12 protein-coding genes are annotated in these 14,458 nt (G+C 70.1%); 5 read left to right on the top strand and 7 right to left on the bottom strand.

Annotated features, from left to right (window positions below):
* The first annotated feature begins 66 nt into the window (after nt 1–66).
* Genes TFC3_RS04695 through TFC3_RS04685 form a run of 3 tightly spaced genes read left to right on the top strand, consistent with a single transcriptional unit; the run spans nt 67 to nt 3,046 of the window.
* Complete coding sequence (locus TFC3_RS04695) at nt 67–1,404, top strand: PspC domain-containing protein (RefSeq protein WP_067496079.1); 1,338 nt, start codon at nt 67–69, stop codon at nt 1,402–1,404.
* Nucleotides 1,401–1,772 carry a hypothetical protein gene (locus TFC3_RS04690; RefSeq protein ID WP_067496075.1) on the top strand — a complete coding sequence of 124 codons (372 nt, stop codon included), beginning with the start codon at nt 1,401–1,403 and terminating at the stop codon, nt 1,770–1,772. The genes TFC3_RS04695 and TFC3_RS04690 overlap by 4 nt, the downstream gene beginning before the upstream one ends.
* 29 nt (nt 1,773–1,801) lie before the next feature.
* The gene (locus TFC3_RS04685) at nt 1,802–3,046 is read left to right on the top strand and encodes a phosphatidylserine decarboxylase (protein WP_067496073.1); all 1,245 of its coding nucleotides are present in this window, start codon (nt 1,802–1,804) and stop codon (nt 3,044–3,046) included.
* A 63-nt stretch (nt 3,047–3,109) separates the two neighbouring features.
* Here TFC3_RS04685 and TFC3_RS04680 read toward each other — a convergent pair whose 3' ends face one another.
* The 3 genes from TFC3_RS04680 to TFC3_RS04670 form a co-directional block, all read right to left on the bottom strand.
* Nucleotides 3,110–4,024 carry a phosphatidylcholine/phosphatidylserine synthase gene (locus TFC3_RS04680; RefSeq protein ID WP_067505977.1) on the bottom strand — a complete coding sequence of 305 codons (915 nt, stop codon included), beginning with the start codon at nt 4,022–4,024 and terminating at the stop codon, nt 3,110–3,112.
* A 325-nt stretch (nt 4,025–4,349) separates the two neighbouring features.
* Complete coding sequence (locus tag TFC3_RS04675) at nt 4,350–5,246, bottom strand: NUDIX domain-containing protein (RefSeq protein WP_067496070.1); 897 nt, start codon at nt 5,244–5,246, stop codon at nt 4,350–4,352.
* Nucleotides 5,243–6,193 (bottom strand): NUDIX hydrolase, encoded by a 951-nt coding sequence (locus TFC3_RS04670; RefSeq protein WP_067496067.1) that lies wholly within the window; start codon nt 6,191–6,193, stop codon nt 5,243–5,245. The genes TFC3_RS04675 and TFC3_RS04670 overlap by 4 nt, the downstream gene beginning before the upstream one ends.
* A 237-nt stretch (nt 6,194–6,430) precedes the next feature.
* On the opposite strand from TFC3_RS04670, the gene TFC3_RS04665 reads away from it, so the two are divergent.
* Nucleotides 6,431–6,697 carry a PspC domain-containing protein gene (locus tag TFC3_RS04665; protein WP_067496064.1) on the top strand — a complete coding sequence of 89 codons (267 nt, stop codon included), beginning with the start codon at nt 6,431–6,433 and terminating at the stop codon, nt 6,695–6,697.
* 172 nt (nt 6,698–6,869) lie between these two features.
* Here TFC3_RS04665 and guaA read toward each other — a convergent pair whose 3' ends face one another.
* The 3 genes from guaA to TFC3_RS04650 all read right to left on the bottom strand — a co-directional run bounded on the left by guaA (nt 6,870) and on the right by TFC3_RS04650 (nt 11,885).
* The gene (gene guaA / locus TFC3_RS04660) at nt 6,870–8,423 is read right to left on the bottom strand and encodes a glutamine-hydrolyzing GMP synthase (protein ID WP_067496061.1); all 1,554 of its coding nucleotides are present in this window, start codon (nt 8,421–8,423) and stop codon (nt 6,870–6,872) included.
* 20 nt (nt 8,424–8,443) lie between these two features.
* Nucleotides 8,444–10,063, bottom strand: coding sequence for a S8 family serine peptidase (locus TFC3_RS04655; protein ID WP_082771856.1), 1,620 nt, complete (start codon nt 10,061–10,063; stop codon nt 8,444–8,446).
* A 64-nt stretch (nt 10,064–10,127) separates the two neighbouring features.
* Nucleotides 10,128–11,885, bottom strand: a complete 1,758-nt coding sequence (locus TFC3_RS04650) for a S8 family serine peptidase (protein ID WP_067496056.1) — start codon at nt 11,883–11,885, stop codon at nt 10,128–10,130.
* Nucleotides 11,886–12,027: 142 nt separating this feature from the next.
* Here TFC3_RS04650 and TFC3_RS04645 point away from each other — a divergent pair, with 142 nt between their 5' ends.
* Nucleotides 12,028–13,104: an LCP family protein gene (locus TFC3_RS04645; RefSeq protein ID WP_067496053.1), complete on the top strand. Its 1,077-nt coding sequence runs from the start codon at nt 12,028–12,030 to the stop codon at nt 13,102–13,104.
* Here TFC3_RS04645 and TFC3_RS04640 read toward each other — a convergent pair.
* On the bottom strand, nt 13,094–14,458 hold the full coding sequence (locus TFC3_RS04640; RefSeq protein WP_236717982.1) for a M1 family metallopeptidase: 1,365 nt from the start codon (nt 14,456–14,458) through the stop codon (nt 13,094–13,096). The genes TFC3_RS04645 and TFC3_RS04640 overlap by 11 nt on opposite strands.

The following is a 14,458-nucleotide window of genomic DNA, read 5'->3' as shown; positions in this document are numbered from 1 at the left end:
TCCCGGGGTGGGCTCAGGGTCACCGCCTGGGGGGGGGGGGGCCCCCGTACCGCCAGTATCGAAGTCATGACCGACCAAGCTGTCCCGCCGCCTCCGCCGCAGGGAGCCCCGCCCCCGGCGCCGGACGGTCCCACGTGGTCCCGTGAGAACCTCATCCGGCCTCGCCAGGGCCGCTACCTGGCCGGGGTCAGCGGCGCGATCGCCCGCGCCACCAACACCGACCCGGTGCTCTGGCGCGTCGTGCTCGCCGTGCTGGCGGTGATCGGCGGCATCGGTGCCCTGGCCTACCTGCTCGGCTGGCTGCTGATCCCGGCCGAGAACGACACCGCCTCCCCGATCGAGTCGCTGCTGGGCCGGGGCCGCTCCGGCATGACGCCGCTGTCCGTGGTGCTGCTGGCCGCCGCGACGATCGTGGTGTTCGCGTTCGTGGTCAACGACGGGTTCCGGGCTGCGCTGCTGGCGATCGCCGTGCTGGTCGGTGGCGTGCTGGTGCTCAAGCGCAGTGGCCGTACCGCTGCTTCTCCGCCGGTCTTCGACTTCCCGCCCGCAACTGCGCCCCCTGCCCCGGCGGAAGAACCGACCGCGGCGTTTGCAGCCGCGACCGAGCCCGCGCCCACCGTGGTGCCGCCGGATGACCCGGTAACCCCGGCCGACCCGGTTGCTCCGCCGCTGCCGCCCCGCTGGTCACCGCCGGCCGGCGGTTATCGGGCGCCGTTCGCCCCGCACGGTCCGTTCGCGCAGACGAGCGACCAGCCCTCGTACGAGCCGCCGGCCGCATCCGAGCCCACGGCGCCGAAGCCACCGAAGGAACGCTCGAAGCTGGGTCGCATCACGTTCTTCGGCGTGGTGGTCGTCCTCGGTGTGCTGGCCGCCATCGACAACGGCGGGGCGAGCATCCCGATCTCCGGGTACTTCGCGGCGGCCCTGGCCACGATCGCGCTGGGGCTGATCGCCGGCGCCTGGTTCGGCCGGGCCCGGGGCCTGATCACGCTCGCGGTGCTGGTTGCGGCCGGCATGGGCATCTCGTCGGCGGTGGAGAATTTCGGCGGCCAGGTGACGAACAACTCGTACCGCCCGGCGACGGTGGCCGCGGTGGCCGACCGCTACGACTTCACGATCGGCAATGCCACCCTGGACCTGCGGGCGCTCGACTTCACCGGGCAGGATCAGAACGTCACCATCGCCATGCGCGTGGGCCAGGTCAAGGTGCTGCTGCCGGACACCGTCGACACCTCGGTGACCGTGGACGTGAGCGACGGCCGGGTCAACCTGTTCGGCCAGGACCATGACGGCCGCGACCTGGGCTCGCAGGAGATCAGCGATCTGGGCGCCGACGGCAAGGGCCGCGGCACGCTGCACCTGAGCATCCAGATGGACGCCGGCAACGTGGAGGTCAACCGATGAAGCCGCACCGCACCGACGGGATCTCGCTCAGCTTCGGCGTGATCTTCCTGCTCCTGGCCCTGTGGTGGGCGTTGCGCGAGGTTGCGAACGTTCGCCTGCCCGCCGCCGGCTGGCTCGTCGCCGGGGCGCTGATCTTCTTCGGCGTGATCGGGCTGATGGGCGCCATCCGATCGGGGCGGCGCGTCGAGCAGCCCGCTCCGGTGCCCGCCACCGCCGGGGCGCCCGCCCCAGCTCCGGTCGAGACCCCGGGTGATCTCCCGCCGGAGATGCATGCCGACATCGTGCGCGAGCTGCTGGAGAATCCGGCCGACCGCACGGACCTCAGGCCCCCTGCCCCGTCCCAGGACCGGCCGGACCGCGCCGAGTGAGCCGGCGCCGGGGGCAATATGCTCTTCGCATGACGCCGTTTCCCTCCGTGTCCACCGCGCCCGTGACCGGCGTCGGCCCCCGCGCCGCCCGCGTCCTCACCGCCGAGTTCGCCCGCCACAACGCGGCCACCTCGGCCCTGGTGATCGGCGCGGACCACGCGTCGGCCGTGGTCGAGGCGGCCGTCGAGGCGCTGCTGCCCGGCGACACCCTGACCCTGGTCGCGGGCGAGCGCAGCACCGCCGACCTGCTGCGCGACCACATCGCCGGGCTGGGTAGCTGGATCGCCGACCGGGTCCGGATCACCGACTCGGTGGCCGGCGCGGAGCCCGCCGACGTGGTCATCCTCGGTGAGCCGGTGACCGGCACCGCCGAGCAGACCCGGGCGCTGCTGGACAGCCTGGCCAAATACCAGAAGGACGGGGCGGTCGTGGCGCTCGCGACCCCGGCGGTGCCGGGGCGCACGGACGGCGCGGCCGCCGAACTGTTCCGGCAGAGCGCCCTGTTCGGCGTGGGCTCCGACCTGGTGGTGCGCAACCAGCCGCCGCTGCGCGTGCACAAGCTGCGCTTTACCCAGGCCGACACCGCCCGCGCCGCCACCCTGGCCCCGGCCTACCGCCCCGCCAGCGTCCCGCTCACCCGCACCATGCACCTGGACTCCAACGGCGTCGCGGCCGCCGGCATCGCGCTGGGGCTGGCCGCGGTGGCCCGGACAGCCCGGCCGAAGTCGAAGTTGTGGCTGATCCCGGCGCTGGCGGCGGCGCCGGTGGCGGCGTTCTTCCGCGATCCCGAGCGCGACGTGCCGACCGACCCGAACGCCGTGGTGGCGGCCAGCGACGGCCGGGTGCTGTCGGTGGAACGGCTCAGCGACCCCCGGCTCGGCGAGGGCGAGTTCCTGCGCATCGCGGTGTTCCTGTCGGTGCTGGATGTGCACGTCAACCGCATGCCGGTGGCCGGACGGGTCACGGACTACTTCATCGTCGACGGCGGCTACGCCAACGCGATGACCGCCGCGGCCGAGCACAACGTGGCGGCGTACACGGTGCTCGACACCGACCGCGGCACGGTGGCGGTGGTGCAGCGCACCGGCCTGATCGCCCGCCGCATCGTGCAGCGCACCCCGGTGGGCAGCCTGGTCGCCCGCGGTGAGCGCTACGGGCTGATCCGCTTCGGCTCGCGCACCGACGTCTACCTGCCGGCCGGCAAGGCCGACGCCACCGTCGCCGTGGGTGACAAGGTCATCGGCGCCGCCTCGGTCATCGCCCGCTGGAAGTAAGCCCCCGCGCATGAGCATGAAAAAGCCCGCCCGGCGAACCGGGCGGGCTTTTCCAGACCTGTGTCAGACGCGCTTGGCGAGCCACATGATCGGGCCGCTGACCAGGTAAGCGGCCACGACCAGCACGAACGTCAGCCGGGCGTCGATCAGCGCCCCGACGACCGGGAGCAGCCACATCCACGGCGGCAGCTTCACGAGGCGAGCCAGCTTCGCATACGGGAAGCTGGAGACCATCGCGAAGGCCAGCACCGCGACGCCGCCGACCACGGCGATGCCCGGCAGCGGGAGACCGATCAGCACGGTCAGCGCGAGCACCGCGGCCACCAGGGTGGTGGGCACGCCGGAGAAGAACTTGCCGTCCTTGGGTGAGACATTGAAGCGTGCCAGCCGGATGGCCGCGCAGCCGGCGACCAGCACGCAGGCCACCCCGGCGGCGGCCGTGGGCACCGAGCCGGCCAGCGAGGCGTAGACCACCACGGGGGCGGCCAGGCCGAACGAGCACATGTCGGCCAGCGAGTCCATCTGGGCACCGAACGGGCTGGACACCCCCAGACGCCGCGCGAGGGCCCCGTCAAGCCCGTCGAACGCCACGCAGGCCACCAGGCAGGCGGCGGCGATTCGCGGCTCGCCGTTCATGGCCAGGAAGATCGCCAGCAGGCCGAGCCCGAGGCTGGCCAGGGTGCACGCGTTGACCAGAGCGAAGCTGGCACGGCGGCGCATGGTGTGCTCGCCGGGCAGCAGCGAGGTCGCTTCGGGCTCGACGACAACCGGCTGGGCCATCGCGACCGGGCCGTGGCTGAGCGGGGTGCCGGACGTGGCGACCTTGCGGCCGCGCCCGGCGGCATACGGAGCGAGGTCCGTGCCGGTGTAGATCACCTCAGCCCGGGTGGCGGTGGCGGCGCGGCCGGTGGAATCACCGGATCGGCGGCCAACGCGCACCAGCAGGGCCTGCCGGGCGAGACTTCCGCCACGGCGCAGCCGGCCTGCCCAACGACGTCCGGCGGGACGGGGACTATCCGTCGTACGACGCCGGCGCCAAGGGGTTCTCGGCACGTGCTCCTCCATCTTGGGGTTGGGAAAACCCGCCGGCAGCGGCCGTCGCGGGCTGGTGCACACCGTCCGTACGTCTACGGACCGTCACTGAGGCGGGTTACACAATCGCACAGCCGGGCGCTCTTGGTAAGAGACCGATCGACCGTTGTGTGTTACGGCGTTCTCTGGAGCTTTCATCCTCCGTGCCGGGCCAGGAGGCACGCACACTGCCTGGCCCTGTGACGAGTTTAACCGAGGCGACGCAACCCGATCACCGATGAGCGCTTTCCTGCGCGAGCTGCCCGAGCGCCCGGGCTGCCACCTCCGTCAGCGGCAACTCACCCGCAGTGACCGGGTCGAACCAGCCCACCTCGCTGGTCGATCCGCCCATCTCCTCGGTCACCACCGGCTCGCTTGGTTGGTCAACTTGTACCCGGAAGAGGACACGAACAACATGCCAGTCGACCGGAATTCCCTCCGGGCCCATCGCGCGTGGGTCGTGCCGGTGTGAGGTGCCCAGCAGAGAGATCACCCGTCCGAGCTGCCCGCTCTCCTCGATCAGCTCCCGGGCGAGTGCGATCTCCGGGGTCTCGCCGTGGTCGGTGCCGCCACCGGGCAGGTGCCACAGCCCGGCCCCGGGATAGCCGGTGGCGATGCGGGTGAGCAGGATGCGGCCGTCCGGGTCGGTGACGAGGCCGTACGCCCCGAAGCGCTGATTTGTGCGTACGGGAGCCTCGTGCGGATCCGGTGGTACGTCGCTGGGCGCGACCGGCAGCCCGAGCACCCCCGCGGTGAACGGCATGAGCTCGAGGCCGCCCGGGTGCACCCACGCGACGCGGTCGGTTGTGCCGACCAGCTCGTCGCGCAGGTCCCCGCCGAGGACGTCGATGTTGTAGATGATCCGGTCGGTGTGCTCCCAGGTGTCGGTGCCCGGGAGCCGGAAGACGTCAGCGGTCACCGAGTGCAACGCTGTGATCCGTACGCGAAGCCCGGTTTCTTCTTGGGCTTCCCGCACTACCGCGTCGCCAGGATCCTCGCCCTGCTCGACGCCGCCTCCGGGCAAAGTCCACATCCCGGGGAACGCGGACAGCGCCGAGTTCCGGGCGAGCAGCACCCGCCCGTCACTGTCGCGGCACAGCCCGTAGGCCCCGATCCGTCTGACCTTCACCCGTCGAGATTAGCCGCCTTCAGCGCCTCAGCCGTCACCTCGGTCACTTCATCATCGGTGAGCGCGGCCACGTCGCTGAGGTGCATCCAGCACGCCAGGTCGGTGGAGCCGCCCACGTCTTTGACGATCACGTCGGTGGGCGCGTCGACGATCACCCGATAGAAGGCCCGCACGCCGTGCCAGTCGATCGGGTAGCCCTCGGGGCCCAGCGAGGCCGCATCGCGATGGCTCGCCACGCCCAGCAGCTCGATCAGCCGGCCTGCCTGGCCGGTCTCCTCGACCAGCTCACGGATCAGCGCGGTGCCGGGCTGCTCGCCGTAGTCGGTCCCGCCGCCGGGCAGGTGCCAGCGGCCCCCGCCGGGATAGCCCGGGGCGATGCGGGTGAGCAGCAGGCGATCGCGGGGGTCGGTGGCTATCGCGTACGCCGCGAAGCGCTGCGATCGGTGCAGCCCATCGGGCCCCGGGTAGGCGTAGAACGACGGGAACTCGGGGACTTCCTCGGGCCGCAGGTCGCCCGAGGCGGCGCTGAGCCCGAGGGCGGCCGCGGTGAACGGGCGCAGCCGCAGCTTCTCGGCTTCCTCGATGGTGTGCCAGCGGGCGAGGTCGGTGGGCTGACCGACCCGGTCGTACAGGTTGCCGCCCCGGATCGACACCTCGTAGATCAGGCGGTCGGTGTGGATCGTGACGCCACGATGCGGCAACGATCTCATGTCGGCCAGCACGTCGCGCAGCCCGGAAACGGCGACGGACAAACCGGTCTCGGCGGCCGTTTCGCGTACGACCGTGTGGTTCGGGTCCTCGCCGTGGTCGACGGCGCCGCCCGGCAAACTCCAGACGCCGGGGGTGCCGGACCGGGTCGAAGCCCGGACCAGAAGAACGCGACCGTCGGGGTCGGTCGCGACTGCATATGCCGCAATCCTGCGAAGCGGCTCCAGAGCGGGGGTCACGGGCGGCATCTTGCCCGGTTTATGTTAAGTACAAGAAACGTCTGTCGGATTCCTGACAGGGCGATAGCCGACAGTAATCGCAGATCAGGGCGGCTCTCCGCACGAAGCGCAGCAAGTGAGTAACGGTGTGCAATGGGAGTATCCGTCACAAGATTCACCCGACCTCGGGCCGGAATCAGGGGTGTTATCGGGGCGGTCACCGAGGGCAATCCGCTTCGCGACGGCGAGTCTGGATTCATGAGCACACCGGCTGTCGCCCCGTACAAACAACTCCGCCGCCCCCTCGACGACCGCATCGTCGCCGGCGTCTGCAGCGGCCTCGGCCGCTACTTCTCGGTCGACCCCGTTCTGATCCGCGTAGCTTTCGCGGTGCTCGTCGTCGGCACGTGGGGTGTGGCCGCGCTGGCCTACCCGATCATCTGGTTCCTCATCCCGGAGGAGTCGCCGCCGGCTCCCGCGTCCTATGTCGCGCCCGAGGATCCCTCGTGGGGAAACCTGTCGTGACATCGGCCTGATCAACGGGCCCCGAGTTGGCCCCGGTGCGGCCACAGTGCTCGCCAACGGCTACGGCAGCCACTATTGGGTAGCTACAGCCCCCACCCACCGCTCCCGCGGAGCTTCATCCCCGCCCGGAGTGAGGCACTCCCGGCCCCAAAAGCCCTCGGACACAGAGGGGCTATTCCCACTCGATAGTCCCCGGCGGCTTGGAGGTCACATCAAGAACAACCCGGTTGATCTCCCGTACCTCGTTGGTGATCCGGTTGGAGATGCGTGCGATCAGGTCGTACGGCAGGCGGGACCAGTCGGCGGTCATGGCGTCCTCGCTGGAGACCGGCCGTAGCACTACCGGGTGGCCGTACGTGCGCCCGTCGCCCTGCACCCCCACGCTGCGCACGTCGGCGAGTAGCACCACCGGGAACTGCCATACGTCGCGGTCGAGCCCCGCCGCCGTCAGTTCCTCACGGGCGATCAGGTCGGCTGCGCGCAGAATTTCGAGGCGTTCGTGGTCGACTGCGCCGATGATGCGGATGGCCAGGCCGGGGCCGGGGAACGGGTGGCGCTGGACCATTTCCTCGGGGAGGCCGAGTTCGGCTCCGAGCGCGCGGACCTCGTCCTTGAACAGGGTGCGCAGCGGCTCGATGAGGGCGAACTGCAGGTCGTCGGGCAGGCCGCCGACGTTGTGGTGGGACTTGATGTTCGCCGTTCCGGTGCCACCGCCGGACTCGACCACGTCGGGATACAGGGTGCCTTGCACGAGGAATTCGATGTGACGTTCGGCGTCGAGTTCGCGGGCGGCTGCTTCGAACGTACGGATGAATTCGCGTCCGATGATCTTGCGTTTCTGCTCGGGGTCCGTGACGCCGGCGAGATGGCCCAGGAAGGTCTCCGAAGCGTCCACGACCTTGAGGCGGATGCCGGTGGCGGCCACGTAGTCCTTCTCGACCTGCTCGGCCTCACCCGCACGCAGCAGCCCGTGGTCGACGAAGATGCAGGTCAGCTGGTCACCGATGGCCTTGTGCACGAGCGCCGCCGCGACCGCCGAGTCGACGCCGCCGGACAGCCCGCAGATCACCTGCTTGTCGCCGACCTGCTCGCGGATCGCCGCCACCTGGTCGTCGATGATGTTGGTCGACGTCCAGGTGGGTTCGAGGCCCGCAAGGTCGTAGAGGAAGCGTTCCAGCATCGTCTGACCCTGCGAGGTGTGCGCGACCTCGGGGTGGAACTGCACGCCGGCGCGACGGGTGGCGACGTCCTCGAAGGCGGCGACGGGAGCGCCCGGCGAGGACGCGGTAACCGTGAAGCCCGCGGGGGGTTCGGCCACCGAGTCGCCGTGCGACATCCAGACCGGCAGTCCTTCGGGAAGCTCGCGCAGCAGGGTGCCGGCCTCGGAGGCAGGCGACAACACGGTACGTCCGTACTCCCGCGAACCGGTGTGCGCGACGGTCCCGCCGAGGGCTTGGGCCATCGCCTGGAAGCCGTAGCAGATGCCGAAGACGGGCACGTCGTTGTCGAACAGCTTGGGGTCGAGCACCGGGGCGCCGGGTTCGTACACACTGGACGGACCGCCGGACAGGATGATCGCGGCCGGGTTCTTGGCGAGCATCTCGGCGACCGGCATGGAGTGCGGCACGATCTCGGAGTAGACCCGCGCCTCCCGGACCCGGCGGGCGATCAGCTGGGCGTACTGGGCGCCGAAATCGACGACCAAGACAGGGCGCGGTGTGCTCATGGGCTGGCAGTCTACCGACCTCAGCGGTACCACTTGCGAGCCGGAGTCAGCGATGCATTGCCGGCCCGGTCGTACGCCCGAACCCGGATTGTCAGGGTCTTTCCGAACTTCCACGTCGGCACCGCAAAACGCTTGGCGGCACCCGCGGAACGCTGCACGACCTTGCCGTTGACCAGCAGTTCCACGCTGCGGATGCCGTTGCGGTCGGTGGCGGTGGCGCTCACATACCTCGTCTTGCGCACCCGGTGGGTCCCGCTTTTCAGACCTTGCGTGATCCGTACGCCCGGAGCCCCGTTGTCGACGATCACGCGACGGGTGGCAGTCGCCACGTTGCCTCCACGGTCGGTCGCGCGCAGCACCAGCGTGGCTCCCGTGCCGGTCGACCGCCAGCTGAACCCGTACGGCGCGGTGCGGTCAACACCGGCAACCTTGCCGTTGACCAGCAGCTCCACCTTCGTGACGCCGGTGTTGTCGATGGCGCGAGCCGTTACCGGTACCGTGCCGCGGACCAGGGCCGACCCGGACGGCGAGAGGAACGACGTGACCGGCTTCACCATGTCGCTGGCCACCGGCATGGACAGCTGCAGCGTGAGCGCGCGGGCGGCGTTGATCCGGCCGGGCACCCAGCTCCCGGCGATGTCGTCGGCGGTCGAGGTGAGCGCGCTGCGAATGTCGGTGGCCTTGGGCGCGGGCGAGGTGGAGGCGAGCAGCGCGGCCACTCCGGACACGAACGGGGTCGCCGACGAGGTGCCGCAGAACTGGCCGATAAGGCCGGCCCTTGACTGCGCCGGGTTGCAGCCGGGCGCGGCGATGTCCACCCAGTCGGAGCCGTAGTTGGACCAGGGATAGCGCAGGTCACCCTCGGTCGAGCCGCCGACCGCGAGTACCGACGCGATGGCGGCCGGGTAGTGCGGTGTGGCGCTGCCGTCGTTGCCGGCGGCCGCGATGACCAGCGAGCCCCTGTCCGCCGCGTAGGTCACGGCGTCGCGCAGCACCTGGCTGTCGGCGCCGCCGCCGAGCGACAGGTTGATGATGTCGGAACCCTGGTCGGCGGCCCAGCGGATGCCCTTGGCGATCTCGCTGTAGCTGCCCGAGCCGTCCGCGCCGAGCACCTTGACCGGCAGGATCCGGCAAGTCCAGCAGATGCCGGCGATGCCTGTGCCGTTGTTGCCGGTGGCGGCGATCACGCCGGCGGTCATCGTGCCGTGGCCCTGATCGTCGGTGGCGTTGTCGTCGTTGTTGACGAAGTCGTGGCCGGGCAGCAGCCGCGGGGCGAGGTCGGGGATCGCGGTGACGCCGGTGTCCACCACGGCGACGATGACGGTGCTGCGGCCCCTCGTGGTTTCCCACGCGGTGTTCACGCCGGTCTTGGCGATGCCCCACTGATCCTTGTACGCCGGGTCATTGGGGGTGATCGCGGAGATGCGGGCGATGTGATCCGGCTCGACGTACGCGATATCCGGGTCTTTTTCCAGGGTGGTCGTGGTCTTGCTGACCTGATCGGCGGGGACGTCGATGGTGTACGCGCCCGACGTGTCCCCCACGACGAGGGAAACCATGGCCGGTGCGGCAACGGCCGGACTTGCGATGAGGGCGAGGCCACTGATCAGGAGTCCGGCCGTAGCTGCACGAAGGATCATGCCGCCACACTCGGCTCGGCCCGGTGGAATAGCCGGACCGAGCCGGGTGCAGGTTGGTAGCTGCCTACCGCTTGTAGTTGCGCACCGGCGTGGTCTTGACGTTGCCGGCCTTGTCGATCGCGCGGATCTGCACCTTCATCTTCTTCGGCTGGCTGGCCGCCTTGAAGCTGAGTGAGTACGCCGCCTTGGTGTCGGTCGCCTTGACCTTGCCGTTGATCAGCAGCTCGACGCGGCGGATGCCGTTGCGGTCCGCGGCGCTGGCCTTGATGGTCACTTTGCCCTTCACCTTGGCGTTGTTCTTCGGGCCGCTGGTGATCTTGACGCTCGGGGCGATGTTGTCGGCGGTCACCCACCGGGTCGACGAGCCGACGTTGCCGGCCTTGTCGGTCGCCTTGAGCAGGAACGTGACCTTGGCGTTGTTGACCCCGCTGTCATAGGTGAACTGGTATGGCGCCGAGCTGTCCCGCGCCTTCCACTTGCCGTTGACGTACAGGTCGACGAACTTCACGCCGGACCACTCGTCGCTGGCCTTGGGCTTGATCGTGACCTTGCCGTGCACCAATGCGGCATAGCCGGGCGTGGGCACGCTGATCTTGGGCGCAATCCGGTCGGTGCCGATCGTCACCGCCTTACCCGCGTCGAGCATGCCGTACTTGGTCCAGCCGTTCGAGGCGATCTTGCGGCCGGAGGCGATCAGGGCCCGCTGCAGCGACCAGTTGTTGTAGTCCGGGTGAGCCGACTTGATCAGGCCCGCCGCGCCCGCCACGATCGGCGAGGCGAACGAGGTGCCCAGCCAGCCCGACTCGTACGCGCCGCTGCGGGTCATCACCGTCACGTCGCCCGGCGCGGCCAGGTCGACCCAGCTGTCGCCGGACTTGTTGTAGTTGGAGAAGTAGGCCCGCGCGTCGGAGTTGCGAGCCGTAGCGCCCACACCGACCACGTCCGGGTACGCCGCCGGGTAGAACTTCTTGGTGCTGTTGTCGTTGCCGGCCGCCGCGACCACGAGCACACCCTTGGAGTTGGCGTAGGCCACCGCGTCGGACAGCACCTTGGCGGACGACTCGCCACCCAGCGACATGTTGATGATCTTCGCGCCGACGTTCGTCGCGTAGACGATGCCCTTGGCGATGTCGCTGTAGAGGCCGATCCCGTCGCCGTCGAGCACCTTGACCGGGATGATCGTGCACTTCCAGCAACCGCCGGCGATGCCCTTGCCGTCGTTGCCGCGCCCGGCGATGAGCGAAGCCACCGCGGTGCCGTGGCCGTCCTCGCTGTCGTCGGAGGTGTCGCCGTTCATGCCCCAGTAGTTGTAGCCACCGGCCACCGCACCGGTGAGGTCACCCACCCGGTCCACGCCGGTGTCGAGCACCGCGATCTTGACGCCGGCCGAGCCGGTCGTCTTCTGCCACGCGGCGGGCAGCCTGACCTTGTTCACCTCGGGCTGGTCACCGCTGGTGTAGGCCGGGTCGTTGGGCTTCAGGTCCTGCGCCTTGGCCGTCTGGTCCACCTCGACGTAGGCGATGTCCGGGTCGCGCCGCAGGGCCGAGATGATCAGCGACTGCCGGGACGCGGGGACCGAGAGGGTCCGGGCCCCGAGCGGCGCGAGCGCCTCCTGGGCTGCCGCGACCAGGTTGGTGGGCTTGGCGCCCAGCGCGGACGCCGCCTGCACCGAGGCGGTCGCGTCGGCCCCGGACTTGAGGCCGATGACCAGGCGCACCGGCGTCTCGTCAGCGTTGGCCCAGGTGGTGGTCCCGGCCGCCGCGGCGACGACGCCTACGGACAGCGCGCCGGCGATGAGCCGGCGTGCGACATGCTTCTTCAAGCCGTGCCTCCCCGTGAGATTCGCTCACCTGGCGAATCGCGGCGCACAGCTTAAGACAAATTTCATGTTTTGCCGTACCCCGTTCCACACACCGAGACAGTGATCGATTGAGCTGCTTGATCGGGTCGCCTAGGGTTCCGTCATGCGGACCAAGACGGTGCTCTGGGTGGCGGCGGCGGTAGTCGTGGTCCTGCTGGCCGGGCTGGGCGTGGCTTTCGCGGTGCGTTCCTCCGACCGCGCGGCTGGCGAAAAGCCTGCGCCGTCAGCGCTACCCAGCACGCCGGCGGCGAGCCCCAGCGCGGGTCCCAGCCCGAGCCCGGGTGCGGACCTCACCGGCCCGCTCGACCTGCTGATCATCGGCGTGGACACCCGGGTCAGCGTCCCGGACTGGCAGCCGCACGCCGACGCGATCATGCTGCTGCACGTCGACGCGGGGCTGACGAACGGCTATCTGACCTCGCTGCCCCGGGACCTGCGGGTGGACATCCCCGGGCATGGGCGGCACAAGCTCACCGAGGCGATGAGCTATGGCGCCGAGGTGCCCGGCACCGGCAAAGCCGACCCGCTGAAGGGGTACGCGCTGCTGGCGAAGACCATTTCGGCGTACACGGGGATCAAGAAGTTTCAGGCCGGGGCGATCCTGACCTTTGGCGGGTTGAGCAAGCTGACCGACGCCCTGGGCGGGGTGACGCTGACGATCGACCAGAAAGTGCTGTCCCATCACCGCAAACCCGATGGCTCCTTGCGGCCCCTCGCGCCCGGTGGCGGCGACTATCTGGGCCCGCAGGCGGTCTACCTGCCCGGCACCCGCAAGCTCACGGGCTGGCAGGCCATCGATTACGCGCGGCAGCGCTACGGCCTGCCGAACGGCGACTACGACCGCCAGCGACACCAGCGTCAGCTCGTCAAGGCGCTGCTCACCCAGGCCGGGAACGCCGGGCTGGCCACCGACGCGGCCAAGCTGACCGGCGTGATCAAGGCACTCGGGAATGCGCTTCTGGTGACCGGGGATCGCCCTGCCGCGGAATACGCGTACGCCCTGCGCGACCTGACCCCCGCCGGAGTGACCATGGTGAGCCTGCCCGGGGACTCGGTGATCAGCGGCGGCGGGTACCTCGGTGAGCAGCTCCTGGCCGACGGGCGCGCCTACCTGAAAGCGGTCGCCGCCAATAAGCCCGGACCGTTCCTGCGGGCCCACCCGAAGCTGATCAATAAGTAGGGCGGTAGGCGCCGGAGAGCCACACGTCGAAGAAATCGTTGAGCCGCTGACCGGAGGCCTTCTCGGCGGCGCGCACGAACTGGGCGGTAGTGGCGGTGCCGTGGGCATGCTCGGCCGCCCACGAGCGCAGTAGCTGGAAGAACACCTCGTCCCCGATGAGCCGGCGCAGCGCGTGCAGGGTCATCGCGCCCCGGTCGTAGGGGCCGGAGGAGAGCAGGTGACCGGCGCCCGGGTCGGTGGCCCGCAGGACCTGCCAGGGGTAGGTGGAGTAGCGCTGCTGCACGACGGATTCGACGCTGTCACCGCCGTCGTGCTCGGTCCACAGCCACTGCGCGTACGTGGCGAAGCCCTCGCTGAGCCAGATGTCCGGCCAGCGCTGCGGTGTCACGCTGGCCCCGAACCACTGGCTGGCCACGGCGCGGGCGACCACCGCTGTGGTGTTCGAGGGCTCGCCGGTCAGGGTCTGGGCGCCGTACAGGGGGCGGGTCTGGGTCGCCGCGGTGGTGGAGAACTGCGGGTCGTCCACCACGACGCCGCCGTAGGAGTCGAACGGGTAGGCGCCGAACAGCCCCTCGAACCAGTCGGCGATCTCGCCGGTGCGGGCGAGCACTTTGGCCGGCATCGACGGGGGAACCGCCGTGATCACCGGCTTTCCGCGGTGTGTGGTGGTGGCGAGGCGGTACTTCCCAATCGCCACGTAGGCCAGGTGCGGGGCCATCGGCGTGGGCTCGTGCCAGCGCCAGGTCGTCCGGCCGTGCTGGTCGGCGCGCCCGCGCAGCGAGCCGTTGCTGATCACCGTCAGCCCCTTGGGGACGGTCACTTCGACGGCGAACGACGCCTTGTCCGAGGGCTTGTCGTTGGCCGGGAACCAGGAAGCGGCGGAGGTGGGGGCGCTGAGGACGTACGAAAAATCCTTGCTCGTGCGCCACCCGCCCTCGTGCGTCGCGGCAGGCCGGCCGCTGTATCGCAGGCTCGCGGTGAACGAACGGCCGTGCCGGATGCCGGTCGGCAGCGTCATCGTCACCTTGCCCCCGGAGGTGGTGCTCGGGGCCGGCTGACCGTCGATGGTGATGCTGCTCACGGTGAGGCCGGTGAGGTCGAGGCTGAGGCGTGACAGGTCCTGCGTGGCGGTCGCGGTGATGGTGGCCGTGCCGTCGAGCCGGCCGGTTGCCGGGTTGAAAGCAAGCTTGAGCCGGTAATCGCGGACGTCGTAGCCGCCGTTGCCATGAGCCGGGAAGTAGGGGTCGTCTCCCCTGGTGGAGCCGGGTTTGAAGGCCGTAGCGGGGACAGCCGACGATACGCTGTCCCCGGCCGAACAACCGGCCAGCATCAGGACAACGGCACCTGCCAACAC

Source organism: Actinoplanes sp. TFC3, assembly GCF_001553785.1.
In the GTDB taxonomy this organism is placed as follows: domain Bacteria; phylum Actinomycetota; class Actinomycetes; order Mycobacteriales; family Micromonosporaceae; genus Actinoplanes.
Note: the sequence above shows the minus strand (reverse complement) of the source record. Positions and strands in the feature narration are given on the sequence as shown.

Excerpts from the sequence above, each read along its gene's own strand:
- TFC3_RS04665 (WP_067496064.1), top strand. The coding sequence starts at position 6,431 with ATGAGCACACCGGCTGTCGCCCCGTACAAACAACTCCGCCGCCCCCTC.
- TFC3_RS04690 (WP_067496075.1), top strand. The coding sequence starts at position 1,401 with ATGAAGCCGCACCGCACCGACGGGATCTCGCTCAGCTTCGGCGTGATC.
- TFC3_RS04655 (WP_082771856.1), bottom strand. The coding sequence starts at position 10,063 with ATGATCCTTCGTGCAGCTACGGCCGGACTCCTGATCAGTGGCCTCGCC.
- TFC3_RS04645 (WP_067496053.1), top strand. The coding sequence starts at position 12,028 with ATGCGGACCAAGACGGTGCTCTGGGTGGCGGCGGCGGTAGTCGTGGTC.
- TFC3_RS04695 (WP_067496079.1), top strand. The coding sequence starts at position 67 with ATGACCGACCAAGCTGTCCCGCCGCCTCCGCCGCAGGGAGCCCCGCCC.
- TFC3_RS04685 (WP_067496073.1), top strand. The coding sequence starts at position 1,802 with ATGACGCCGTTTCCCTCCGTGTCCACCGCGCCCGTGACCGGCGTCGGC.
- guaA (WP_067496061.1), bottom strand. The coding sequence starts at position 8,423 with ATGAGCACACCGCGCCCTGTCTTGGTCGTCGATTTCGGCGCCCAGTAC.